20 protein-coding genes are annotated in these 25,325 nt (G+C 63.6%); 7 read left to right on the top strand and 13 right to left on the bottom strand.

Annotated features, from left to right (window positions below; all coding sequences use genetic code 11):
- Positions 1-47: 47 nt before the first annotated feature.
- From gltB to pilM, 8 genes are all read right to left on the bottom strand, one after another.
- The gene (gene gltB, locus APH25_RS01210; RefSeq protein ID WP_060480801.1) at positions 48-4,493 is read right to left on the bottom strand and encodes a glutamate synthase large subunit; all 4,446 of its coding nucleotides are present in this window, start codon (positions 4,491-4,493) and stop codon (positions 48-50) included.
- A gap of 371 nt (positions 4,494-4,864) precedes the next feature.
- Complete coding sequence (locus APH25_RS01215; protein WP_060480802.1) at positions 4,865-6,448, bottom strand: SPOR domain-containing protein; 1,584 nt, start codon at positions 6,446-6,448, stop codon at positions 4,865-4,867.
- A gap of 15 nt (positions 6,449-6,463) precedes the next feature.
- On the bottom strand, positions 6,464-7,561 hold the full coding sequence (gene aroB, locus APH25_RS01220) for a 3-dehydroquinate synthase (protein ID WP_060480803.1): 1,098 nt from the start codon (positions 7,559-7,561) through the stop codon (positions 6,464-6,466).
- Positions 7,562-7,657: 96 nt separating this feature from the next.
- Positions 7,658-8,176 (bottom strand): shikimate kinase AroK, encoded by a 519-nt coding sequence (gene aroK / locus APH25_RS01225; RefSeq protein WP_028632028.1) that lies wholly within the window; start codon positions 8,174-8,176, stop codon positions 7,658-7,660.
- Between the two features lie 4 nt (positions 8,177-8,180).
- Positions 8,181-9,449: a type IV pilus secretin PilQ gene (locus tag APH25_RS01230; protein ID WP_060480804.1), complete on the bottom strand. Its 1,269-nt coding sequence runs from the start codon at positions 9,447-9,449 to the stop codon at positions 8,181-8,183.
- Complete coding sequence (locus tag APH25_RS01235) at positions 9,373-10,389, bottom strand: pilus assembly protein PilP (protein ID WP_060480805.1); 1,017 nt, start codon at positions 10,387-10,389, stop codon at positions 9,373-9,375. The genes APH25_RS01230 and APH25_RS01235 overlap by 77 nt, the downstream gene beginning before the upstream one ends.
- Positions 10,386-10,922, bottom strand: coding sequence for a PilN domain-containing protein (locus APH25_RS01240; RefSeq protein WP_060480956.1), 537 nt, complete (start codon positions 10,920-10,922; stop codon positions 10,386-10,388). Before APH25_RS01240 ends, APH25_RS01235 begins: the two co-directional genes overlap by 4 nt.
- Positions 10,919-11,782: a type IV pilus biogenesis protein PilM gene (gene pilM, locus APH25_RS01245; protein ID WP_060480806.1), complete on the bottom strand. Its 864-nt coding sequence runs from the start codon at positions 11,780-11,782 to the stop codon at positions 10,919-10,921. The genes APH25_RS01240 and pilM overlap by 4 nt, the downstream gene beginning before the upstream one ends.
- Before the next feature lie 175 nt (positions 11,783-11,957).
- Between pilM and APH25_RS01250 the strand changes: the two genes are divergently transcribed.
- A complete protein-coding gene (locus APH25_RS01250) occupies positions 11,958-14,399 on the top strand; it encodes a penicillin-binding protein 1A (RefSeq protein WP_060480807.1) in 2,442 nt (813 codons plus the stop codon).
- Between the two features lie 128 nt (positions 14,400-14,527).
- Here the strand turns inward: APH25_RS01250 and APH25_RS01255 are convergent, their stop codons facing one another.
- The 3 genes from APH25_RS01255 to rpmE all read right to left on the bottom strand — a co-directional run bounded on the left by APH25_RS01255 (position 14,528) and on the right by rpmE (position 17,013).
- The gene (locus tag APH25_RS01255) at positions 14,528-15,796 is read right to left on the bottom strand and encodes a malic enzyme-like NAD(P)-binding protein (protein WP_028632034.1); all 1,269 of its coding nucleotides are present in this window, start codon (positions 15,794-15,796) and stop codon (positions 14,528-14,530) included.
- A 168-nt stretch (positions 15,797-15,964) separates the two neighbouring features.
- A complete protein-coding gene (locus APH25_RS01260; protein WP_060480808.1) occupies positions 15,965-16,795 on the bottom strand; it encodes a thermonuclease family protein in 831 nt (276 codons plus the stop codon).
- A gap of 2 nt (positions 16,796-16,797) precedes the next feature.
- Positions 16,798-17,013, bottom strand: a complete 216-nt coding sequence (gene rpmE, locus APH25_RS01265) for a 50S ribosomal protein L31 (protein ID WP_028632036.1) — start codon at positions 17,011-17,013, stop codon at positions 16,798-16,800.
- Positions 17,014-17,180: 167 nt separating this feature from the next.
- On the opposite strand from rpmE, the gene APH25_RS01270 reads away from it, so the two are divergent.
- The 4 genes from APH25_RS01270 to APH25_RS01280 are packed head-to-tail and all read left to right on the top strand — an operon-like array spanning position 17,181 to position 22,202.
- Positions 17,181-19,400, top strand: a complete 2,220-nt coding sequence (locus APH25_RS01270; protein ID WP_028632037.1) for a primosomal protein N' — start codon at positions 17,181-17,183, stop codon at positions 19,398-19,400.
- Positions 19,401-19,445: 45 nt separating this feature from the next.
- Entirely contained in the window at positions 19,446-19,766 is a 321-nt protein-coding gene (locus APH25_RS25410) for a hypothetical protein (RefSeq protein WP_156333124.1), read from the top strand.
- Positions 19,763-21,499, top strand: coding sequence for an arginine--tRNA ligase (gene argS / locus APH25_RS01275; protein ID WP_060480809.1), 1,737 nt, complete (start codon positions 19,763-19,765; stop codon positions 21,497-21,499). The genes APH25_RS25410 and argS overlap by 4 nt, the downstream gene beginning before the upstream one ends.
- A 1-nt stretch (position 21,500) precedes the next feature.
- Positions 21,501-22,202, top strand: a complete 702-nt coding sequence (locus APH25_RS01280; RefSeq protein ID WP_028632039.1) for an SPOR domain-containing protein — start codon at positions 21,501-21,503, stop codon at positions 22,200-22,202.
- A gap of 60 nt (positions 22,203-22,262) precedes the next feature.
- On the opposite strand, the gene APH25_RS01285 is transcribed toward APH25_RS01280, so the two are convergent.
- Positions 22,263-22,682, bottom strand: a complete 420-nt coding sequence (locus tag APH25_RS01285; RefSeq protein ID WP_028632040.1) for a TM2 domain-containing protein — start codon at positions 22,680-22,682, stop codon at positions 22,263-22,265.
- 168 nt (positions 22,683-22,850) lie between these two features.
- Here APH25_RS01285 and APH25_RS01290 point away from each other — a divergent pair, with 168 nt between their 5' ends.
- Entirely contained in the window at positions 22,851-23,480 is a 630-nt protein-coding gene (locus APH25_RS01290) for a C40 family peptidase (protein ID WP_060480810.1), read from the top strand.
- Between the two features lie 78 nt (positions 23,481-23,558).
- On the opposite strand, the gene APH25_RS01295 is transcribed toward APH25_RS01290, so the two are convergent.
- Positions 23,559-24,557: a type IV pilus twitching motility protein PilT gene (locus tag APH25_RS01295; RefSeq protein ID WP_060480811.1), complete on the bottom strand. Its 999-nt coding sequence runs from the start codon at positions 24,555-24,557 to the stop codon at positions 23,559-23,561.
- A gap of 64 nt (positions 24,558-24,621) precedes the next feature.
- Here APH25_RS01295 and APH25_RS01300 point away from each other — a divergent pair, with 64 nt between their 5' ends.
- A complete protein-coding gene (locus tag APH25_RS01300; RefSeq protein ID WP_060480812.1) occupies positions 24,622-25,308 on the top strand; it encodes a YggS family pyridoxal phosphate-dependent enzyme in 687 nt (228 codons plus the stop codon).
- Positions 25,309-25,325: the final 17 nt, after the last annotated feature.

Here is a 25,325-nt window from a genome sequence, read left to right on the forward strand (position 1 = left end):
CGTACTGCTTCTATCTGCAGCGTGGGGCTTGCCTACTTGCAGCTGTATTACTGCGGGTTGGCACGGGTGCTGGACAGCAACTGCTTCAGGTTGGCGGCCTTGGGCTTGACCAGCCAGAAGCGCCGCACGTAGTCGTCCAGGTTCTCGGAGAGCTCGCGCCCCCACTCACTGTCGGTTTCATCCACATACTCGGCAAGGACCCGCGCCAGGTGGGTGCGGTAAGCCTCCATCGCTTCACCACTGATGCGCTGGATTTCCACCAGCTCGTGGTTGAGCTTGTCGACGAAGCTGTTGTCCATGTCGAGCACGTAGGCGAAGCCGCCCGTCATGCCAGAACCGAAGTTGTAACCGGTCTTGCCCAGCACGCAGACAAAGCCACCGGTCATGTATTCACAGCAGTGATCGCCGGTGCCCTCGACAACGGCATGGGCGCCGGAGTTACGTACAGCGAAGCGCTCGCCTGCAGTACCGGCAGCGAACAACTTGCCGCCAGTGGCACCGTACAGGCAGGTGTTGCCGACGATGGCGCTGTGCTGGGTTTTGAACGGGCTGCCGGCTGGCGGCACGATGGTCAACTTGCCACCCGTCATGCCCTTGCCCACATAGTCGTTGGCGTCGCCCTGCAGGTACAGGTTCAGGCCACCGGCGTTCCATACGCCGAAGCTCTGGCCGGCGGTACCGCTGAAGCGGAACGTGATCGGCGCGCTGGCCATGCCCTGGTTGCCATGCAGCCGGGCAATCTCGCCCGATACCCGCGCACCGATGGAGCGGTCGCAGTTGCAGATGTCCAGGCTGAATTCGCCGCCGGCCTGGTCGCGGATGGCCGGCATGGCCATCTCGACCATCTTCTCGGCCAGCTCGCCCTGGTCGAAGGGTGGGTTGCGGTCGACTTCGCAGAACTGCGGCTTGTCTGCCGGGATGTGCGAGCTGCCCAGCAGCGGCGTCAGGTCGAGGTACTGCTGGCGCTCGGTGTCGCCCGGCAGCACATCGAGCAGGTCGGTGCGGCCGATCAGCTCACCCAGGCTGCGTACGCCCAGCTTGGCCAGCCACTCACGGGTTTCTTCAGCGACGAAGGTGAAGAAGTTGACCACCATGTCGACGGTGCCGATGTAATGGTCCTTGCGCAGCTTGTCGTTCTGGGTGGCCACGCCGGTGGCGCAGTTGTTCAGGTGGCAGATGCGCAGGTACTTGCACCCCAGGGCAATCATCGGGGCGGTGCCGAAGCCGAAGCTCTCGGCCCCCAGGATCGCCGCCTTGATCACGTCCAGGCCGGTCTTGAGGCCGCCGTCGGTCTGCACCCGCACCTTGCCGCGCAGGTCGTTGCCGCGCAGGGTCTGGTGGGTTTCGGCAAGGCCCAGTTCCCACGGGGCGCCAGCGTACTTGATCGACGTCAGCGGCGAGGCGCCGGTGCCACCGTCATAACCGGAAATGGTAATGAGGTCGGCATAGGCCTTGGCCACGCCGGCAGCAATGGTGCCTACGCCTGCTTCAGCCACCAGCTTCACCGACACCAGCGCCTGCGGGTTGACCTGCTTGAGGTCGTAGATCAGCTGGGCCAGGTCTTCGATGGAGTAGATATCGTGGTGCGGCGGTGGCGAAATCAGCGTCACCCCCGGCACCGCGTAACGCAGGCGGGCGATCAGGCCATTGACCTTGCCACCGGGCAACTGGCCACCCTCGCCGGGCTTGGCGCCCTGGGCAACCTTGATTTGCAGCACTTCGGCGTTGACCAGGTATTCGGGCGTAACGCCGAAACGGCCGGTAGCCACCTGCTTGATCTTGGAACTGCGGATGGTGCCGTAGCGCGACGGGTCTTCGCCGCCCTCACCGGAGTTGGAACGCGCACCCAGGCGGTTCATGGCTTCAGCCAGTGCTTCGTGGGCCTCAGGCGACAGTGCACCCAGCGAGATCCCCGCCGAGTCGAAGCGCTTGAGGATGGCGTCCAGCGGTTCGATCTGGTCCAGCGCCAGTGGCTGGTCGGCCACCTTCACGTTCAACAGGTCGCGGATCATCGACACCGGGCGCTGGTCGACCAGCGAGGTGTATTCCTTGAACTTGGCGTAATCGCCCTGCTGCACGGCGGCTTGCAGGGTATTGACCACGTCCGGGTTGTAGGCGTGGTACTCGCCGCCGTGGACGAACTTCAGCAAGCCGCCTTGCTGGATCGGCTTGCGCGCACTCCAGGCTTCGGCGGCCAGCAGTTTCTGGTCGCTTTCCAGGTCCTGGAAGCGCGCACCCTTGATGCGGCTGGAAACGCCCTTGAAGCTCAGGCCGACCACTTCTTCGGACAGGCCGATGGCTTCGAACAGCTGCGCACCCCGGTAGGAGGCGATGGTTGAGATCCCCATCTTTGACAGGATCTTCAGCAGGCCCTTGGAGATGCCCTTGCGGTAGTACTTGAACACTTCGTCCAGGTCGCCCAGCACTTCGCCAGTGCGGATCAGGTCGGCCAGCACTTCGTAAGCCAGGTACGGATACACCGCCGAGGCGCCGAAGCCCAGCAGCACTGCGAAGTGGTGGGGGTCCCGGGCGGTGGCGGTTTCCACCAGGATGTTGCTGTCGCAACGCAGGCCCTTGTCGGTCAGGCGGTGGTGCACAGCGCCCACGGCCAGCGACGCATGCACCGGCAGCTTGCCGGGTGCGATGTGGCGGTCGCTCAGTACCAGCTGGGTCTTGCCAGCCCGCACGGCCTCTTCAGCCTGGTCGGCGATGTTGCGAATGGCCGCTTCCAGGCCGACGCTTTCTTCATAGTTCAGGTCGATCAGCTGGCGCTCGAAGCCTTCACGCTCCAGGCTCATCAGCGAGCGCCATTTGGCAGGCGAGACCACCGGCGAGCTGAGAATCACCCGCGAGGCATGCTCGGGGGATTCCTGGAAGATGTTGCGCTCGGCACCCAGGCAGATTTCCAGCGACATCACGATCGCTTCGCGCAGCGGGTCGATCGGCGGGTTGGTGACCTGGGCAAACTGCTGGCGGAAGAAGTCGTACGGCGAACGTACCCGCTGCGACAGCACCGCCATGGGGGTGTCATCCCCCATCGAACCGACCGCTTCCTGGCCCTGTTCACCCAGCGGGCGCAGTACCTGGTCGCGCTCCTCGAAGGTCACCTGGAACATCTTCATGAACTGCTTGAGCTGGTCAGCGTCGTAGCTGGCCACGCCCTGGTCGTCGGTCAGCGTCGCCTGGATGCGCGTGGCATGCTGGCGCAGCCAGCGCTTGTAGGGGTGACGGGACTTGAGGCGGTCATCGATGGCGTCGGTGTCGAGAATCTGACCGGTTTCGGTGTCCACGGCCAGGATCTGGCCCGGGCCCACACGGCCTTTTGCCAGCACTTCATCCGGCTGATAGCCCCATACGCCGATTTCAGAGGCGATGGTGATGTAGCCGTTGGTGGTGGTGACCCAACGCGCTGGGCGCAGGCCGTTGCGGTCGAGCAGGCACACCGCGTGGCGGCCTTCGGTCATGACGATACCGGCCGGGCCATCCCACGGCTCCATGTGCATGGAGTTGTATTCGTAGAAGGCGCGCAGGTCGGCGTCCATGGTCTCGACGTTCTGCCAGGCTGGCGGTACCAGCATGCGCACGCCACGGAACAGGTCGATACCGCCGGTCACCATCAGTTCGAGCATGTTGTCCATGCTGGACGAGTCGGAGCCCACGCGGTTGACCAGCGGGCCGAGCTCATCGAGGTCGGGGATCTGGTCATTGGCGAACTTGGTACGGCGTGCCATCGCCCAGTTGCGGTTACCGGTGATGGTGTTGATTTCACCGTTGTGGGCAAGGAAGCGGAACGGCTGCGCCAGCGGCCACTTGGGCAAGGTGTTGGTGGAGAAGCGCTGGTGGAACACGCAAATGGCGGTCTGCAGGCGCTCATCACCGAGGTCCGGGTAGAAGGCCGCCAGATCGCGCGGCATCATCAGCCCCTTGTAGATGATGGTCTTGTGCGAAAAGCTGCAGATGTAGTGGTCGGCGTCGTGGGCGTTGGCCACCGACGAACGGCGACGTGCGCTGAACAGCTTGATGGCGAATTCCTGGTCACTCAGGCCTTCGCCGCCGATGAACACCTGCTCGATCTGCGGCAGACGCTCCAGGGCCAGGCGGCCGAGCACGCTGGTATCGATCGGCACCTTGCGCCAGCCGACCAGGTTGAGGCCAGCCGTGATGATTTCGCGGTCCATGTTGGCGCGGGCGGCTTCGGCTTTGACCGGGTCCTGGTTGAAGAACACCATGCCCACGGCGTACTGCCTTGGCAGCTCGGCGGCAAAATGCTCCTGGGCCACGGCGCGCAGGAACTGGTCGGGCTTCTGCATCAGCAGACCACAACCGTCACCGGTCTTGCCGTCGGCATTGATACCGCCACGGTGGGTCATGCACGTGAGCGCCTGCATGGCGGTTTGCAGAAGGTGGTGGCTGGGTTCGCCCGTCATATGGGCGATCAGGCCAAAACCACAGTTGTCCTTGAATTCTTCGGGATGGTACAGACCTGTTTTCATAGACACTTTCTCACCAGGTTCACCCCTCAACGGAGGCAAATCTCTTTTTTAACAACCACTTACCATCCACGCCGATCAAATGCCAGCTTTTTGCGGTGGCCATGGAAAACCATTGTTGCACAGCGACAGTCGCGCCCACAAATTTTCATGTCTCACCATTGAAAATTTATGTCGCAATTTTGAATGTTTTTGCGCCAACTGCCGTGGTAGCGACGTGACTTGAGTCTGAAGCGTTTCAGCCATGACTGCAACGTAGGCTTGTGGCCGGCAGTCCGGGACAGAAAAGCCTGCCGCGCTTGGGCGCAGCAGGCTAGTCGAACGCTAGAATTCGCTTGGCTACTGGGCGGCGGGGTGATGCCGCCCGGAAGGTATCAGCGGGCCGAGGCCAGCTCTTGTTGGACGCTGGCGACGGTACGTGGCCAAGGTTTACCAGCCTGGACCTTCGCTGGCAAGTTCTTGATGGCCGCAACGGCCGCATCACGGTTGGCAAAGCTGCCATAAGTGACCACGTAGAGCGGCTTGCCCTGCAAGGTTTTCTTGAAGTAGCGGTACTCGCCACCCTGCGCCTTGACGAAGGCCTGGGCAGACGCCTCGGAGCTGGTGCCCAGGATTTGCACCACGTAGTTACCCGGCTTCTGCCCGGTGTACCAGCCACCATTGCCACTGCCACCGGCAGCCGGTTTCTCGACCGCTTTGGGTGCTGGTTTGGCAACGGCAACCTGGGTAGGTGCAGGCTCGGCCTTGGCCTGTGCAGCAGGCTTGGCCTGCTGGGTGGCGGCAGGCTTGGGCGCCGCCGCCTGCTGCACGGGCTGGGCGGGCGTTGGCGCTGGGCCCGCTGCCACGCCCTGGGGCGGCGCGATGGTGGTCACGGTAGGCGGTGGGTTGCCTGGCTGCAGTGCGGTGTCACCGGCAGGGCTGCCCTCTTCACCCTCACCCATGCCAGCGGCCTGGGCCAGGGGTTCGCGCATCACCGGTTGCGACTGCCCTACCAGCGGCAATGGCGTGGGCTGCGAGGAGCCCGAGAATTCGATAGCCGCACCCTTGCCATCGCCCAGCGGCAGCTGCGCCTGGGCCGCTGGCGCTTCGGCTGGGGCCTTGTCGCCCTTTCTGGGCATCAACACGGCAGCCGCGACGGCGACAACGACCACAGCAGACAGCGCGAGCACATGTTTCTTCGGCATTTTGAACCCCATGGATGGTCGCTTGACCGTCGAGCGGCTGGCGATCATGGCTTCGATCAACGTGTCACGGGCGACCTGGTTGATGTTGCCAGGCCAACCGTCGGAATTTTCATGGATGTCGGCAATCTGTTCGCGGCTGAACACCTCGATGCCCCGGCCAGCACCGTCCAGGCGCTGCTCCAGGTATTCGCGGGTTTCCTCTTCGCTGTAGGGTGCAAGCTCGATGATGTGGAAACGCTCTTCCTCGATCTCGAGTTCGTCCAGCCCTGCAATCAGCGACGGCTCACCGAACAGGAACACATGCGGGCGGCCTTCCGGCACGCCTGCTGCCAACTCCAGCAACGCTTGGAGTGCCGACTCGCCAAGTTGTTCCGCATCGTCCACCAGCAGGTACACCTCCTGGCCGGTCAGTGCCAGCTGCACGACCTTGGACAGGATGGCCTGCACTTCGGGCTGGGCAACGCCCAGGTCCTGGGCGATGTGCGCCAGCACGCTGGCGGCATCGCCGGCACTGCGGGCAGACACCACGACGCTTTGCACCGACTGCTTGTTGGTGCTGGCCACCAAGGCCTGGCGCAGCAGTGTCTTGCCGCTGCCCAACGGCCCGCTGACCACCAGCATCAGCTGGCTGTAACGGGCCAGATGGTGCAGTTGGCCCAACACCGGCTTGCGCTGGGCAGGGAAGAATTTGAAACCGGGCACACGAGGTGCGAACGGGTCGTGGCTCAACTGGTAATGGTCGAGAAAGGCCTCATCGGCATGCAAACTGGTCATTGCGCTGTCACAACCTCAAAGCTGGGCCACGATCGCGCGGTAATCCGCGGACAAGGTGGCCTGAAGAATCTCTTTAGGATAGTCGTCGGTGACGACGGCCTCGCCCATCTGGCGCAGCAGCACCAGACGCAGACGGCCGTCCAGCACCTTCTTGTCGACCGCCATGTGCTCCATGAAATGCGCCGGGGTCATTTCCTGTGGTGGCACCACCGGCAAACCTGCATCGCGCAGCAGGCGGATGCCGCGATCACGTTCGGCCTGGGTGATCCAGCCAAGGCGCATGGACATTTCCAGGGCCATTACCGTACCCGCCGAAACCGCTTCACCATGCAGCCACACACCGTAGCCCATGTGGGTCTCGATGGCATGCCCGAAGGTGTGGCCCAGGTTCAGGGTGGCGCGCACGCCTGACTCGCGCTCATCCGCCCCCACCACCGCGGCCTTGGCTGCACAGGAGCGGCTGATGGCCTGGGTGAGCGCTGCAGCGTCAAGGCCGCGCAGCGCCTGCATATTGTCTTCGAGCCAGGCTAGGAAGGGCTTGTCGCAGATCAGGCCGTACTTGATCACTTCGGCCAGGCCGGCGGACAGCTCGCGTGCCGGCAGGGTACTCAGGCTGGTGGTATCGATCAGCACCGCATTGGGCTGGTAGAACGCGCCGACCATGTTTTTGCCCAGCGGGTGGTTGATGCCAGTCTTGCCGCCAACCGAGGAGTCCACCTGGGACAGCAGGGTGGTGGGTACCTGGATGAAATCGACGCCGCGCTGGTAGCACGCAGCGGCAAAGCCGGCCATGTCGCCGATCACGCCGCCGCCCAGGGCGATCACGGTGGTGCGGCGGTCGTGCCGTGCCGTCAGCAGGCCGTCGAAGATCAGTTGCAGGGTTTGCCAGTTCTTGTGCGCCTCGCCATCGGGCAGCACCACTGGCAGCACAGCGTAGGCACCCAGGGTACGGGTGAGGCGTTCGAGGTACAGAGGGGCAACGGTCTCGTTGGAGACAATGGCCACCTGCCGCCCGGCGATGTGCGGCGCCAGCAGCTCGGGCTGGTCCAGCAGGCCTTCGCCAATGTAGATCGGGTAGCTACGCTCGCCCAGGTCGACCTTCAGTGTCTGCATGTATCCCCACAATGATCTTGGGCGCGGCGCCGTTCGGGCAAGCCACGCGGTAACGTTTGACCTCGCTCGACGCAGGAGGCCGAGAATAGTCCCGGGTTAACGGGGGGGCAACTGCTGCAGGCGTTCGAGAATGTCGATTACCACCATGCGCGGCGGCCGTTCGTCGGTTTCCACCACAAGGTCCGCGATCTCCCGGTAGAGCGGGTCACGGGTTTCAAGCAAGGTGCGCAGGGTGGCTTCGGGGTTCGCGGTGCGCAGCAGGGGGCGGTTGCGGTCGCGGGCGGTGCGCCCGACCTGCTGCTCGACCGAGGCGTGCAGGTAGATGACCCGCCCGCCCTGGTGCAGGGCAAGGCGGTTGGCTTCACGCATCACCGCGCCGCCGCCGGTGGCAACCACCACGCCGTCGAGTTCGCACAGCTCGGCGAGCATGGCCTGCTCGCGGTCACGGAAGCCCGGCTCCCCTTCCTTGTCGAAGATCCACGGGATGTTGGCGCCGCATCGCAGTTCGATTTCCTTGTCGGAATCCTTGAACAGCAGGCGCAGCTCTTTGGCCAATAGGCGCCCGATGGTGCTTTTGCCAGCACCCATGGGCCCCACAAGTATCAAATTTCGCACAGAATCAACGACTCACAGCAATCGCCTGGTCACTCATGATACGCGGAGTCAGGAAGACCAGCAGCTCGGATTTTTTCTCTTGTAATACATCGCGTCGAAACAGCCGCCCAACATACGGCAGATCGCCCAAAAATGGCACCTTGTCGACCATATTGTTTTGCGAGGTGGAGTACACACCGCCGATCACGATGGTGTCCCCATCTGCCACGCGCACCTTGGCATTGACCTCGTTTTTACGAATGGGCGGAATGTCGTTCAAGGCATTGACGTAATCCGGCTCGTCCTTGGTCACCTTCACCGTCATGATGACCTGGTTGTCCGGGGTGATCTGCGGGGTCACTTCCAGCGACAGGGACGCCTCGCGAAACGCAACCGAGGTGGCGCCGCTTTTGCTGGATTGCTGGTAGGGCACCTCGGTGCCCTTGAGGATGCGGGCAGTTTCCTTGTCGGCGGTCACCACCTTGGGTTGCGAAATGATCTCGCCCTTGCCGCTCTTCTCCATGGCGCTGAGTTCGAGGTCAAGCAGCACCCCACCGCGCAGCAGGCCCAGCCCCAGGCTGCTGCCGGCCCGCTCCACACCAAGGTCGACGAACAGCTCCTTGCCCAGCCGCGGTGCCTCGCTGTACAGGCGCCCGCCCCACCGCACCCCCAGGCCTTTCTCATAACCGACATTGGCCTCGACGATGCGTGCTTCGATGGCCACCTGACGCACCGGCACATCCAGTTGGGCCACCAACGCTCGCACCTCGGCCAGGCGATCAGCGGGTTGATGCACCACCAGCGTGTTGGTGCGGGCATCGACACTCAGGCTGCCTCGACCACTGAGAATGCCGTCGTCGGCCAGGCTGGCCAGCAGCAAATCCGCCAGGTCGGCGGCCTTGGCATGATGCACAGGCAACAGTTCGCGCTGCATGGGTTGCCATTGCGCCTCCAGCCCGAGGCCGCCGGGCGCCCCCTGCGGTGCCGAGCTGATTTCCGACAAGGGCGCGACCAGCAGCACATTGCCATCTTTGCGTCGCCCCAGCCCCTTGCTGCGCAGCACCAGGTCCAGCGCCTGATCCCAGGGCACATCCTGCAGCCGCAAGGTGACATTGCCCTGCACGGCATCGCTGGCCACCAGATTGATACCGGCGTAATCAGCCAGCACCTGCAAAACGGCCCGCACTTCCACATCCTGAAAGTTCAGCGACAAGGCCTCACCCTGGTAGGTCGACGCTGCCGCCGCCTGGAGCGGCAGCAGTAACGTCAGCAGCCATTTGCTCAATGTTTTCATCCTGAACCGGGGCCTCCTTGCCCGTACGTCGCTGCAGAGAAAGGAAGGCAGTGCGCGGGTGCCACACCCCCGTCATGAAAAGCCGTTCGTGCACTTCGACCTGGCCTGGGGTGACCTGCACCACCACGCCATTGTCGCGCCCCACCCGGTCACCTGTGCGCAGGCGATACAGGGTGCCGGCAACCACGACCAACGCCTCGTGCGCATCGCCGCGTGACAGGTGGCCAACCATCTGCACCTGTTTCAGCGGCACGCCGGTCAGCCTGTTCCCTCGCCAGGGCGCGAGCCTGGGTGCAAAGGGATCAGCGCTAGGCCCTGCGGCCAGTTGCCTGACAGGCAAGCGCGCCAGAAACTCTGCCGAGGGCGGCGGCGCTTTTGTCTGGTAGGTGTCTACGTGCAATCGCAGGCGCACGAGCGCTGGCTGGCCATCGACACCTGCAATCGCCAGGTCACCGCTGCGAAATACCGCCGGCTGCGCAAACCACTCGTTCAGCCACACACGCACAGCCATGTAGGGCCCTGTGACCTGCAACTCCAGCGGTACCCGTTGCAACCCCGCCTGCTGCTCGGCATCACGCACCTGCAACTGCTCGATCAACACGCCGTGGCTACCCGCCGAGGCTGACAGCCGCTCCAGCAGGTCACTCATCCCCTGCCCTGCATCGAGGTACCACAGCGCCTCCTGGATATGCCGTTCTGCAGTTGCCACCTTCGCCTTCAAAGCCTTCAGCTTCGCCAGTTGCTGCACCGCCGCAGTGTGTTGCGCCTCTAATTCAGCAGACCGGGCATGCTCACCCCTTTGCTGCTGCATCGCCGTGGGCAGGCGAACCAGGCAGCCAAGGGTGAACAAGCCAGATGCCAGCAACCATGGCGCCAGCCGCCTGAACCATGGCGTGCGCCCGATGATGGCCAGGCCGCCCAATAACGCCGTGGTGTTCATGACCAGAATGCCGCCACTCGAGCCGTCAGCACGAACTCGTCTGCGCCGGGCAGGCTCTTGATGGACTTGAGCTCAAGGTTGGCCAGCACGCCGGAACGCTGCAGGTCACGCATGAACTGGGCAACCACCGCACCGGAGGGTGCCACGCCAGTCAAGCGCAGGTGCCCAGCCTGCATGTGCAGGCCCAGCAGTTGCATCTCGCCGGGCAGCGCACCCTCCAGGTCGGCAAACAGGCCTGCCAGCACATCAGGGTGACCGCGCAGGCCTTCCAGTTCGGCCAGCCGGCCCGCCAGCACAGCATGCTGTTGACGCAGCTCAGCCAAGGCCTGCGCCTGCTGGTGCTGTAACGAGATTGCAACCTCGCGCTGCAGGTTGCTTAGCCGTTGCTGCTCCCCGCGCTGGCGGGCCAGTTGGTCCACGACCATGACCGCGCACAGGGCCAGCACGGCACTTGCCAGAAGCTGGCCATAAAAACGCCGCGACGCTGCTTGGCGCTGCCGCTCGCGCCAAGGCAGCAGGTTGAGCCGGATCACCTGCACAACCCCCCGACAGCCAGTGCGCCAGCCAGGAGCATGGCGTCATTGAACGGAGCGAGGCCAGCCAGCCCGGGCACCGGGCTGCAATGCACGTTGAGGCTGCTTTGCAGCTCGGCCAGCCAGGCTTGGTGGTAAGGCTCGGCGCTGACGATCCACAAGTGACCGGACAGGCACTCGTCGTTCAACTGCCGCTGGATGCTCTCGGGCGTAGGGCCTGCATCCAGCAACAGCTCACGCCGCAGGCAGCCGCCACCAGGCTTGAGGCGGTGCAAAGTGGCAGCGTGCGGGCTCAGTCGCAGCAGGGCCACGTCCCGATCACTGGCCGCAGGCACGAGCCGCCGCAGGGCGAGCGTGTCTACTTCAACAGCCTCCAGCTGCAGCCCCGCTTCCGCCACCAGCGCCTCGAGCGAGGCCAGGGTGCTCTGCCTGCAGGCGGCCACCATCACTTGCGCGAAACCCGGTTGCGCCGCACAGGCGCCGAGCACCTGGAAGTCCAGTGCCAGGTCATCGAGCGGAAAAGGGAACAACCGCTCGGCATCGGCCAGCAACTGCGCCTCCATCTGCCCCTCACCCAACCCTAGGGGGAGTTGGCAAAACTTGCAGATGACCTGATCGGCTGGCAGCGCCATGGCCACCTTGCGCAACCCGCTGCGCCTGCGCATACGCTGCAGGGCAGCCACCACCGAGGCAGGCTGCGCCATCCAGTGGGTGCCGGCTGGCGGGTCGAACAGCTCCTCTGCCCAACTCACCACGTGGTAATGCCGCTTGCGCCACCGTAACTGCAGGGCTCGAACGCTCCCCGCGGTAATTTCCAACCCTGAAAATGAACCGGCATCCTTGCCAAAGCGTCCTATCATCGCGGCGTTCCCGTTGCCTGCCGCCCCTTCGGTTTGCGACCGGATGCGCGCTGGCCAGAACGACGACCAGCCACCTGGGCGGTAACCCGGAGAGGGGAAAAATGCTTATAATGCCCGGCGTTTTGGTCCGCCGGACCCGCGTGCAATTCACTCACAAACTGGACACCGAAAAGCCTTGATACGTCTGCTTAAGTTCTTCTGGTGGTCTTCCGTCGCAGTCATCTGCGCGCTCGTACTCGGTGTGAGCGGTGCGTTTCTGTATCTTAGTCCCAACCTGCCTTCGGTCGATTCGCTCAGAAGCATCCAGTTGCAGATCCCCCTCAAGGTGTACAGCAGCGACGGCAAGCTGATCGCCGAGTTCGGTGAAATGCGCCGCTCGCCCATCCGTTTCGCGGAAATTCCGCCACAGTTCATTCAGGCGCTTCTGTCAGCCGAGGACGACAACTTCCTCAATCACTACGGCGTAGACCCCAGCAGCCTGATGCGCGCCGCCACCCAGCTGGTCAAGACCGGCCATATCCAGACCGGCGGCAGCACCATCACCATGCAGGTGGCGAAGAACTTCTTCCTCACCAGCGAGCGCAGCTTCTCGCGCAAGACCAACGAGATCCTGCTGGCCCTGCAGATCGAGCGCGAGCTGACCAAAGACGAGATCCTCGAGCTGTACGTCAACAAGATCTACCTGGGTAACCGTGCCTACGGCATCGATGCCGCCGCACAGGTGTACTACGGCAAGTCGATCCGCGACGTAAGCCTTGCGCAGATGGCGATGATCGCCGGCCTGCCGAAGGCACCCTCGCGCTTCAACCCGCTGGCCAACCCGGTGCGCGCCAAAGAGCGTCGCGACTGGATTCTCGGCCGCATGTACAAGCTGGGCAAAATCGACGAAGCGAGCTACCAGGCCGCCCTGGCCGAGCCGCTCAACGCCAGCTACCACGTGCCCACGCCTGAAGTGAATGCCCCTTACATCGCCGAAATGGCCCGTGCCGAAATGGTCGGCCGCTACGGCAGCGACGCCTACACCGAAGGGTTCCGCGTTACCACCACGGTGCCCAGCGACACCCAGGACATGGCCAACCAGGCCATCCTCAAGGGCCTGACCGACTACGACGAACGCCACGGCTACCGTGGCCCGGAGGCACGCTTCCCGGGCCGCACCCAGGCTGCCTGGCTGCAAGAGCTGGCCAAGCAGCGCACGCTGGGTGGCCTGGAGCCTGCCATCGTCACCCAGGTAGATAAAACCGGCCTGAAGGTGCTCACCCGCAGTGGCAAGGAGCAGTCCGTCGCCTGGGACACCATGAAGTGGGCTCGCCCGTTCATCAATACCAATGCCCAAGGCCGCGCGCCTCAGTCGCCGGCAGATGTGGCCCAAGTGGGCGACCTGGTGCGGCTGCAGCGCCTGAACGATGGCGCACTCAAGTTCAGCCAGGTGCCAGGGGCGCAGAGCGCGCTGGTTACGCTGGACCCGACCAGCGGTGCGATCCGCGCGCTGGTGGGGGGGTTCTCGTTCGAGCAAAGCAACTACAACCGTGCCATGCAGGCCAAGCGCCAGCCAGGTTCCAGCTTCAAGCCCTTCATCTACAGCGCCGCGCTGGACAGCGGCTACACCGCTTCAAGCCTGGTGAACGATGCGCCGATCGTGTTCGTCGACGAGTCGGTGGACAAAGTGTGGCGGCCGAAGAACGACACCAACACCTTCCTCGGCCCCATCCGCATGCGCGAAGCCTTGTACAAGTCGCGTAACCTGGTATCGATCCGCCTGCTGCAGGCCATGGGTGTCGACCGCACCATCGATTACATCGCCAAGTTCGGCTTCAACAAGCAGGACCTGCCGCGCAACCTGTCGCTGGCGCTGGGCACTGCAACGCTCACGCCCATGGAGATCGCCACCGGCTGGAGCACGTTCGCCAACGGCGGCTACAAGATCACCCCGTACCTGATCGACCGCATCGAGAGCCGCAGCGGCGAAACGCTGTTCACCGCCAACCCGGCCCGCGTACCCCAAGGTACCCAGGACCAGGCTGGCCTGGCGGCACCCGAGCAGCCGATCACCACGCAGATGCCGGGTGAAGGCGCTACGGCGCCGGAGCAGGCTGCGCAGGCGCCAGCCGTGGCAGAAAAGATCATTGATGGCCGCACCACCTACATCCTCACCAGCATGCTGCAGGATGTGATCAAGCGCGGCACCGGGCGCCGTGCGCTGGCCCTCGGCCGCACCGACCTGGCCGGCAAGACCGGTACCACCAACGAATCCAAGGACGCCTGGTTCTCCGGCTATAACGCCGATTACGTGACCACGGTCTGGGTAGGCTTCGACCAGCCCGAAACCCTGGGCCGCCGGGAATACGGCGGCACTGCTGCCCTGCCGATCTGGATGGGCTTCATGGGCGCGGCCCTCAAGGGCATGCCGGAACACCCCCCCGCAGAGCCCGAAGGCATCCTCAGCCTGCGTGTGGACCCGGTCAGTGGCCGCGCTGCCACGCCAAGCACGCCAAATGCCTACTTCGAGCTGTTCAAGGCCGAAGACTCGCCGCCGTCCAACGACGAGCTGGGCAATGGTGTAGCCCCTGGCAGCCCTCTGCCAGCAGACGAAGCCGCGCCGATGGATCTGTTCTGAGGCCAGGGGCTGATCAAGGTTCTGCCTGGGCGCGTAGATCGAGCGCCGCCCAGGCGCCAAAAGATACCGCCCAACAAAAAGCCCCGACTCACACGAGCCGGGGCTTTTTAATGTCGCGACGGCGGCAATCAGCCGTTGAACACGTCATCCACGCTGGTCAGCGGGTAGTGCTTCGGATACGGCAGGGTGGCTACGCCGGACTCGATGGCTGCCTTGGCCACGGCGTCGGACACCACGGTGATCAGGCGAGCGTCCAGTGGCTTCGGAATGATGTACTCACGGCCGAATTCCAGGCCTTCCACGCCGTAGGCTTCACAGACTTCCTTGGGCACCGGCTGCTTGGCCAGGTCTTTCAGGGCGATGGCCGCGGCGATCTTCATTTCTTCGTTGATGCGCTTGGCACGTACGTCCAGGGCGCCGCGGAAGATGAACGGGAAGCCCAGTACGTTGTTCACCTGGTTCGGGTAGTCGGAGCGACCGGTGGCCATGATCACGTCGTTGCGGGTGGCGTGAGCCAGTTCCGGGGCAATTTCCGGGTCCGGGTTGGAGCAGGCGAACACGATCGGGTTGGCAGCCATCGACTTCAGGCCTTCTGCACTGAGCAGGTTCGGGCCGGACAGGCCAACGAACACGTCGGCGCCGTCGAGGGCATCGGCCAGGGTGCGCTTGTCGGTGGCGTGGGCGAACTGCGCCTTGTACTGGTTCAGGTCGTCACGGCCAGCGTGGATCACGCCATTACGGTCGATCATGTAGATGTTCTCGACCTTGCCACCCATGCTAACCAGCAGCTTCATGCAGGAGATGGCGGCAGCACCGGCCCCCAGGCACACGATCTTGGCGTCTTCGAGCTTCTTGCCGGCGATTTCCAGGGCGTTGATCATGCCAGCAGCCGTCACGATGGCGGTGCCGTGCTGGTCGTCGTGGAAGACCGGGATATCGCACTGCTCGATCAGGGTGCGCTCGATTTCAAAGCATTCGGGGGCCTTGATGTCTTCGAGGTTGATGCCACCGAAGGTGATCGAGATGCGGCGTACGGTGTCGATGAACGCTTGCGGGCTTTCCGACTCGACTTCAATGTCGAACACGTCGATGCCGGCGAAACGCTTGAACAGAACACCCTTGCCTTCCATGACCGGCTTGGAGGCCAGCGGGCCGAGGTCACCCAGACCGAGGATGGCAGTACCGTCGGAAATCACCGCAACCAGGTTGCCTTTACCGGTGTACTTGTAGGCCAGCTCTGCATCACGGCCGATTTCACGCACAGGCTCTGCTACACCTGGGCTGTAGGCCAGGGCGAGGTCACGGGCGGTGGCGGTGGGCTTGGAGAGTTCCACGCTCAGTTTCCCCGGACGAGGCTTGGCGTGGTATTCGAGAGCGGCGGTTTTCAGGTCTGACATGGTGGGCATTCCGCTATTGGCTGTTCTGACGGACCGCCGAGGATACGCAAAGAGCCGGGGAGTCACAAGACTGGTCGGTCACTAGTGTCAAGGCCTTTAGCCTAAGACTTTACGCTATAACCCACGGGGCATACGCCTTACAGTGTGTACAATCCAATAGCGAAATGTCTACATCTTTTGACCCCCAACCCGCTCCAACATGCTCGGATCGGTCAACTGCATGAACCAGCGACGGTGCCCGGGCCTGCCCGAGCTTTTACGGGCGCGGTCCCTCACCCAGCCGCGCGCCTCGACTCGCTGCCCTTTCAGGTTATCGAAGAAGCTGGCAGGCACAGTACGTTGCAGACGAGCGGGCACCTGCAGCGTGACTGCGTCGTCCAGGTTCAGCCAGATACCGCCTCGGTGGCGTTGTACAGCCTTGATACGCCCACTCACAACCGCGAACCCGGGCTGCCTGAGCACACGTGCAGACACCACCGGTGACGTTTTCCAAAGGCCGGCACCCGCCTTGCGTGCAACCTGTTCAGCGCGCTGCTGGCAGGCGTTGAGGCGCACATTGGGGGCGAACGCAATGCGATAGCCCAGGCCCTCGCTGAGCAATTGTGCTTCCAGATTGTTGCCGGTACGGCTGTACAGATGCGCCAAAGTGCGGCCGTATCTGTCTTTCTTTTCCACGCCTGGTACCAGGCCGAGCCGCCCGTCACTGGCCTTGACCAAGGCCTGCAGGCGACGCCGGGCGGCCTCGGCATAAGGCTCGCTGGCCTGGCCCTTGCGGCCGATTTCCGGGGCATTGATGCCGATCATGCGTACACTGCGGCCGTCGACCAGGCGCACGGTATCGCCATCTACCACGTACCGCACCGCGACCTGCTGCGGGCGCTGGGGCAGCGGGCAAAATGCCTGTGCCGGGAGGTGCCAAGACAGGGCCATAAAAAAAGCGCCCACAAGGGGCGCCTTTTTCAGCAGCACTGCGAAACCCGAAGGGTTCGCCTTGCGCATGATTACTTCTTGGTACCGAACATGCCGAAGCGGTCGGCGAACTTCTGTACGCGGCCACCGGTGTCCAGGACTTTCTGCTTGCCAGTGTAGAACGGGTGGCACAGCGAGCACACGTCGATCGCCAGCGGCTTGGCCAGGGTCGAACGGGTCTCGAATTTGGCGCCGCAGCTGCAGGTGACTGCAACTACTTCGTAGTTTGGATGAATATCTGCTTTCATGGTCACTTCCTCGAGCTGCGTGCCGCCACCCAACACCAATTGTTGAATACCGCACGTAATTAGGCGGCGAATAATACCAGAGCGCTGCGCCAGTGCAAGTTGTCGCGTGTACCGACCGTCGTCTGCTAGGCTCGCCAGTTCTTGAAACGCCCTCCGAGACTTTCCGCGTGCCCGACGTCATCCTGCGCCTTGCCCTGCCCTCCCCGCTGCGTCGGCTGTTCGACTACAAGGCACCGGCCAGCATCGCACGCCAGGCCTTGAGCCCAGGCATGCGCATACGCGTGCCGTTCGGTCGCAGGGAAATGATCGGCGTGCTGGTAGACGTCTGCGCCGAGAGCGAGGTGCCCGCCGACAAGCTCAAGCCTGCCAGCGCCCTGCTCGACCCGGTATCGCCGATACCGCCATCGCTGTTCAAGCTGTGCCTGTGGACGGCGCACTATTACCAGCACAGCCTGGGCGACACCCTGAGCTGGGCGCTCCCTACCCTGTTGCGCCAGGGCGAGCCGGCAGAGATGCGCCAGGAGCGCTTCTGGCATGTAGCCCCTGGCGCACGCCTGGAAGACCCACGCATTGCCCGCGCGCCGCGCCAGCGTGACGCGCTCAAGACCCTGGCCCAGCACCCCCACGGCGTGCCCCACAGCCTGCTGAGCAAGCTCAACCTGAACAAGGACAGCCTTGACCTGCTGCTGGCCAAGGACCTGGTGCAGCTGGAGGTTCGCCGCCACCTCCCCCAGGAACGCCGGGAGCATTGGCTGGCCCAGTCGGAACTGCCGCTCAACGACGAACAACGCGATGCCTTCGATGCCGTACTGGAAGGCTTTGGCCACTTTGGCGCGTTTCTGCTGGCAGGCGTGACCGGCAGCGGCAAGACCGAGGTGTACCTGCAACTGATCCGCGAAACCCTTGAGGCCGGCAAGCAGGCCTTGGTGCTGATCCCCGAAATCAACCTCGGCCCGCAGACCCTGGCGCGTTTCGAACAACGCTTCAATGCCCGCATTGCGTTGCTGCACTCGGCGGTGAGCGACCGTGAGCGCCTCGACGCCTGGCTGGCTGCACGCGACGGCGAGGCAGATATCATCATCGGCACCCGTTCGGCGCTGTTCACACCCATGAAAAACCCTGGGCTGATCATCATCGACGAGGAGCACGACGGCTCCTATAAACAGCAGGAAGGCTTGCGCTACCACGCCCGCGACCTTGCTCTGGTTCGCGCCCACCAGGACAACGTGCCCATTGTGCTCGGTTCGGCCACGCCTTCACTGGAAACCCTGCACAATGCCTTGACCGGGCGCTATCGTCTGCTGCGCATGAACCAGCGTGCCGGTGGTGCCCGCCCGCCGCGCATGCTGCGCCTGGATGTGAAGAGCCTGCCGCTGGACAGCGGTATCAGCGGCCCGTTGCAGCAGGCCATCCGCCAGACACTGGAAGCCGGCCAGCAGGTATTGGTGTTTCTCAACCGCCGCGGGTTCGCGCCAACCTTGCTGTGCCACGACTGCGGGTGGTTGTCCGAGTGCCCGCGTTGCGATGCGCGCATGACGGTGCACCAGCGCTCCGGGGTGCTGCGCTGCCACCACTGCGGCTATGACGAGCGCCTGCCGCACCACTGCCCACAGTGCAACCACGTGGACCTGCGCCCGGTGGGGGCTGGTACGGAGCGTGCCGAAGAGCGCCTGAAAGTATTGTTCCCGGACTACCCGGTGCTGCGGGTAGACCGCGACAGTACCTCGCGCAAGGACGCGATGCAGCAGCTGTTCAACACCATCCAGCGCGGCCAGCCGAGCATCCTGGTCGGCACCCAGATGCTGGCCAAGGGGCACCACTTTCCCCGGGTGACCCTGGTGGCCATCCTCGATGCCGACGGCGGGTTGTTCTCTGGCGATTTCCGCGCCAGCGAGCGCATGGCCCAGTTGATCGTGCAGGTGGCCGGGCGCGCAGGGCGTGCGGAGGACCCTGGCAAGGTGATCATCCAGACGCACTTGGCAGACCACCCGCTGCTGGTACAACTGACCGAACAGGGCTACTTCGCCTTCGCCGAGCAGGCGCTGGACGAGCGCCGCGCCGCCGGGCTGCCCCCCTTTTCCCACCTGGCGTTGCTGCGGGCCGAGGCGCACAAGCCCGGCCAGGCCGAAGCGTTTCTCGATGAGGCGTGCGCAGCCGCCGAGCGCCTGGTGGCAGAGCAAGGCCTGCCGGGCATCGAACTGCTCGGCCCAGTGCCCGCCCCCATGGAACGCCGCGCCGGGCGCTTCCGTGCCCAGCTGCTGCTACAGGCCGCCACCCGCGCCCCCCTGCACCGGCTGATCAGCGCCTGGCTGCTGGTGCTGGAGCAGATGCCGAGCGGCCGCCAGGTACGCTGGTCCCTGGACGTCGACCCCCTCGATCTGTACTGAGCCTCAAGCGGCAAGCTGTAAGCTGCAAGAAAGAGCAGTGCGCGTGTGGCATGGCTTCTTCTTACAGCTTGTGGCTTGTGGCTCAAAGCAAACCACGAGCTACAAGCTGAAAGAAAAAGCAGCGCCGGTGCAATATCGCTTTTTCTTGCAGCTTGCAGCTTGCAGCTTGCAGCCCAAAGCAAACCACAAATTCGAAGCTGCAGAAAAAAGCAGCGCCAGCGCGGTATCGCTTCTTCTTGCAGCTTGCAGCTTGCCGCTTGCAGCTCAAAGGTTGGCAACCTGCTCCCAGCCACGGATAATGCCCAGTTTTTCCACCTGCGCATCCAGGCGCTCACCGCGCTTGCGGTCGAAAAGAGATTTCCATGAAAGACACCATTCGCCAGCTGATCCAGCAAGCCCTCACCCAACTCGTCAACGACGGTGTGCTGCCTGACGGCCTGTCGCCGGCGATTCAGGTGGAAAACGCCCGGGACAAGACCCACGGTGACTTCGCCAGCAACATCGCCATGATGCTGGCCAAGCCTGCCGGCATGAAGCCGCGCGACCTGGCCGAAAAGCTGATCGATGCCCTGCCGGCCAGTGCCGACATCACCAAGGTCGAAATCGCCGGCCCGGGCTTTCTGAATTTCTTCCAGAACACCGCAGCCCTGGCCAGCCGCCTGGATGCCGCCCTGGGCGATGCCCGCCTGGGCGCACGCAAGGCCGGCCCTGCGCAGAAAGTGGTCGTCGACCTGTCGGCGCCGAACCTCGCCAAGGAAATGCACGTCGGCCACCTGCGTTCCACCATCATTGGTGACAGCGTGGCGCGTGTGCTGGAGTTTCTCGGCGACCAGGTGATCCGCCAGAACCACGTGGGCGACTGGGGCACCCAGTTCGGCATGCTGCTGGCGTACCTTGAAGAAAACCCGATCACCAGCGACGAGCTGTCGGACCTGGAAAACTTCTACCGCGCTGCCAAAAAGCGCTTCGACGAATCCGAGGCCTTCGCTACCCGCGCCCGGGGCCTGGTGGTGAAGCTGCAGGCGGGTGATCCGGAGTGCATGGCTCTGTGGACGCGCTTCAAGGACATCTCCCTGTCGCACTGCCAGAAAACCTACGAGCTGCTGAACGTCAAGCTGACCATGGCCGACGTCATGGGCGAGAGTGCCTACAACGACGACCTGGCCAATGTCGTCCGCGAGCTGAAGGCCAAAGGCCTGCTGGTCGAGGACCAGGGCGCCCAGTGCGTTTTCCTCGAAGCATTCAAGAACAGCGAAGGCGAACCACTGCCAGTGATCGTGCAGAAGGCCGATGGCGGTTACCTGTACGCCACCACCGACCTGGCTGCCGTGCGCTACCGCAGCAACGTGCTGAAGGCTGACCGCGCCTTGTACTTTGTCGACCAGCGCCAGGCCCTGCACTTCAACCAGGTGTTCGAAGTGGCGCGTCGTGCCGGCTTCGTCGGCCACCCGATGCAAATGGAGCACATGGGCTTCGGCACCATGAACGGCGCCGACGGCCGCCCGTTCAAGACCCGCGACGGTGGCACCGTCAAGCTGATCGACCTGCTGACCGAAGCCAAGGACCGCGCCTACGCGCTGGTGAAGGAAAAGAACCCGACCCTGGCCGACGACGACCTGCGCCACATCGGTGAAGTGGTGGGCATTGGTGCGGTGAAGTACGCGGACCTGTCCAAGCACCGCACCAGCGACTACAGCTTCAACTTCGAACAGATGCTCAACTTCGAAGGCAACACTGCGCCGTACCTGCTGTACGCCTACACCCGCGTGGCCGGCGTGTTCCGCAAGCTGGGCAAGGGCTTCGAGGAAGTCGAAGGCAGCATCGTGCTGGAAGCCGCCCATGAGCAGGACCTGGCCGCACGCCTGGCGCAGTTCGGGGAAATCCTCAACAACGTGGCCGAGAAAGGCACGCCGCACGTGCTGTGCAGTTACCTGTACGACCTGGCCGGGCTGTTCTCCGGCTTCTACGAGAACTGCCCGATTCTGGCCGCCGAAACCCCGCAGCAGCAGCAAAGCCGCCTGCGCCTGGCAGCCCTGACCGGCCGCACCCTCAAACAAGGTCTGGAACTGCTCGGCCTGGAAACCCTGGAGCGCATGTAAGTTGGCTGCCAAGAAGAAACCTGCCCCCAAGCGCGGCGCCAGCCGCCAGACAGCGCCGGCCAAAAAACCTATCCCCGGTTGGGTATGGCTGGCTGTCGGCCTTACCGTGGGCGCGTTCATCGTGTTTCTGATGAAGCTCGAACCCGGCGGTGCGGATATCAAGCGCACCAAGCCCGAGCAGCAGAAAACCGAGAAAGCGGCCGAAGCCGGCAAGTCGACCCAGGCCCCCACCGTGCAGCAGCCGGTGAAGCCAAAGTATGACTTCTATACCCTGCTGCCCGAATCGGAAGTGATCGTGCCACCCGAAGCGGTGCCGGAGAAAACGCCACCAGTACCGGCCCAGCCGGTCACCCCGGTGACACCGGCCGAAGCCGCGAAGATCGACACCGCCCGGGCCCAGGCGGCGCTGCTTGGGCAAACGCCGCCACCGGCACCGCCTGTAATCAAGCCGGCAGCGACCACGCAGTTCTTCCTGCAGGCGGGTTCATTCCGCAAGCAGGCGGACGCCGACAAGGTGCGCGCGCAGATCATTCTGCTGGGTCAGGCGGTGAAGGTTGAGTCGGGCACGGTCAAGGAAGAAACCTGGTACCGGGTACTGGTCGGCCCCTTCAGCAACCGCGAGCAACTGACCGTCGCGCAGAAGCAACTGGCCGGCGCGGGCTTCAGCAACCTGCTGCTGCAACAGCGCCAAACCCGCCAGTAAGCGGCCTTTCAGGCCCGGGTGAGAGCAACCTTGCACAGGTGCTCCCACCCGGGCCGCGCCTCAACCCCGCCCCGCATTGCGCTCGGACACCTGGGTGTTCAGGGTCCAGAAGTCGTACAGCACACCCAACAGGAACAGGCCACCGGTCAGGAAGTAGATGATCGCGGTGACCCATTTGCCCTGGTAAAGGCGGTGCAGGCCAAACACGCCGAGGAAGGTCAGCAGGATCCAGGCGATGTTGTAATCGATACGCCCGGACTCGAAACGCAGGTCCGCCTCACGGTCCATGGACGGAATCAGGAACAGGTCGATCAGCCAACCGATGCCGAACAAGCCGAAGGTGAAGAACCAGAGGGTGCCGGTGATGGGTTTGCCGTAGTAGAAGCGATGGGACCCGGTAAAGCCCAGGATCCACAGCAGGTAGCCGATCACCTTGCTGTGGGTGTCGTGCAGGGGTGCGCCCTGTTGATAACTGTTCATGCATAAACCTCGTGCGCTGCGGATGAAATTTTTCTAAAAAAAGTTGTGACTTTTTTCGCCCGGGCCGACATACGGTACGTGAAGAATCGACCAACGGATCAAAGATTGATCAAAAAGCTGTTATAAAGTTGCGCGCCCAACACACAACTATTCATAAGAGCTTCATCTATGCCGCCTTTGATCAAGACATGGCTGACCCTCTGCCTATTATTGCCCCTGGCCGCCCACGCCACCAACCGTGAGCAACATCTTCCCAACGGTTTCACCGGCTATACCACCAATGCCGCGGTGAAACGTGCCCCTGTCAAACAGGCCACCCTGCATGCTCGCCCTGGCAATGCCGCCAGCAGCAAACATGGCAGGCCCGCTGTCGCCATGTCTGCCAAGCAGAGCAGCGACGTGCTCAGCCGGGCCGTCAACGTGCTGGGTACCCCTTATGTTTGGGGCGGCAGCAACCCTAAAAAAGGTTTCGATTGCAGCGGGCTGGTGCAATACGCCTTCAACGACGTTGCCGACGTCAACCTGCCGCGCACCTCCAGCGCCATGGCCCAGGGCCACGGCACCAAGGTGGCCAAGGGTGACCTGAAGCCGGGCGACCTAATTTTCTTCAACATCAAGAGCCGCCGGGTGAACCACGTTGCGATCTACCTGGGCAACGACCGCTTTATCCATGCGCCTCGCCGGGGCAAGCGGGTTAGCATCGACAACCTGAGCAAGCCTTACTGGCAAAAGCATTACGTTGTCGCCAAGCGCGTACTGCCCAAGGAGCAGCAACAGCTGAACCTGGCCAAGCGCTAAAACCACGGCTGCACTTACGTGCTGCCTGCCTGGCGTCATCCCTACGCAACGGGCAGCACGGGCGTCACCCCGCCTCGACTAATCCGCCTCAACCAACCCCCTGTCCCGCAGCCTGCGCATTGCCCCCGCCATCGTCTGCATCCCATCCACCGCACCGGCCTGCATCACCGAATGCAACTGCGCCATGCGCCCTTCGCGGATCAGGTTGCGCACAGCCGCGGTGGCCACCAGCACTTCCCGCGCAGCCACCCTGCCCCCACCTGCCCGCCTGACCAGCCGCTGCACCACCACTACCTGCAACGATTGCGCGAGCATGGCGCGTACAAGGGGTTTTTCTTCGGCAGCAAAGACCTCCACCAACCTGTCGATACTGTTCACTGCCGAGCGCGTGTGCACCGTGGCCAGTACCAGGTGACCGGTCTCGGCCGCACGCAACGCCAGGCGGATGGTGGCCAGGTCGCGCAACTCGCCGATCATGATCACGTCCGGGTCCTGGCGCAGGGCACTGCGCAAACCTTGGGCGAAGCCCGTGCAGTGCCGACCAACTTCACGCTGGTTCACCAGGCTGCGCTGGCTGCTGTGGATAACTTCCACCGGGTCTTCGAGGGTGATGATGTGCAAGGCCCGTTCGCGGTTCAACTGATCCACCAGCGTGGCCAGGGTGCTGGATTTGCCGCAGCCGGTAGGGCCGCCGACCAGTACCAGGCCATCGTCGCAGCCTGCGATGGTGTTGAAAATGCCTGCCAGGTCGAGCTCGTCCACCCCGGCAATACGCCCGGGTATCAGGCGGAACGTGAGTGCAAGACCGTTCAACTGCCTGAACAGGTTCAACCGGAAACGCCCCAGCGACGGGAGTGCCAATGCCATGTCCAGTTCATCGCCGTGTTGCCACTGGTGCAGCTGGGCCTCGCTCAGCATGCAGGCCATACCCTCAGCCAGCTCGGGCCCCTGCAAGGCGGGGCCCGGCAGGCGCTGCAATTGGCCGTCCTTGCGCAGCATGGGTACCTGGCCCGCAGCCAGGTGCAGGTCGCACGCCCCCGCTGCCACGGCCCTGCCCAGCAGGTCAGTCACGTCCATGAGACTCCCCTTCGGCGTTCAACCAGGTAAAATGCGGCAACCTCTCAGCTGCCGGCATCGATCAATGTCCACCCTAGCAGACAACCTTTCCACGATTCGCGCCCGCATCACCGAGGGTGCCCAGGCTGCCGGGCGCGACCCCGCCAGCGTGCACCTGCTGGCCGTGAGCAAAACCAAGCCGGCCAGCGCGATCCGCGAGGTTCACGCTGCAGGTGTGCGCAACTTTGGGGAAAACTACCTACAAGAGGCGCTGACAAAGCAGCAGCAACTGGGCGACCTGCCCTTGATCTGGCACTTCATCGGCCCCATTCAGTCGAACAAGACCAAAGCCATCGCCGAGCACTTCGACTGGGTACATTCCGTGGACCGCCTGAAAATCGCTCAACGCCTGTCGGAGCAACGCCCCGCCGGGCTGGCGCCACTCAATATCTGCCTGCAGGTGAACGTGAGTGGCGAAGACAGCAAGGCCGGCTGTGCCCCCACCGACCTGCCAGCGTTGGCCGAAGCGATTGCGGCACTGCCCAACTTGCAGCTACGCGGACTGATGGCAATCCCCGAGCCCACCGAAGACCGCACCGCCCAAGAGGCCGCCTTTGCAAGGTTGCGCCAGTTGCAGGAAGGCCTGGGGCTTGATCTGGACACCTTGTCCATGGGCATGAGCCACGACCTGGAAGCCGCCATTGCACAGGGAGCGACCTGGGTGCGCATTGGCACCGCCCTGTTCGGTGCACGCGATTACGGCAACGCCTGATTCCATGCTTTACTCAC

This window comes from Pseudomonas sp. NBRC 111119 (assembly GCF_001320125.1).
Classification (GTDB): domain Bacteria; phylum Pseudomonadota; class Gammaproteobacteria; order Pseudomonadales; family Pseudomonadaceae; genus Aquipseudomonas; species Aquipseudomonas parafulva.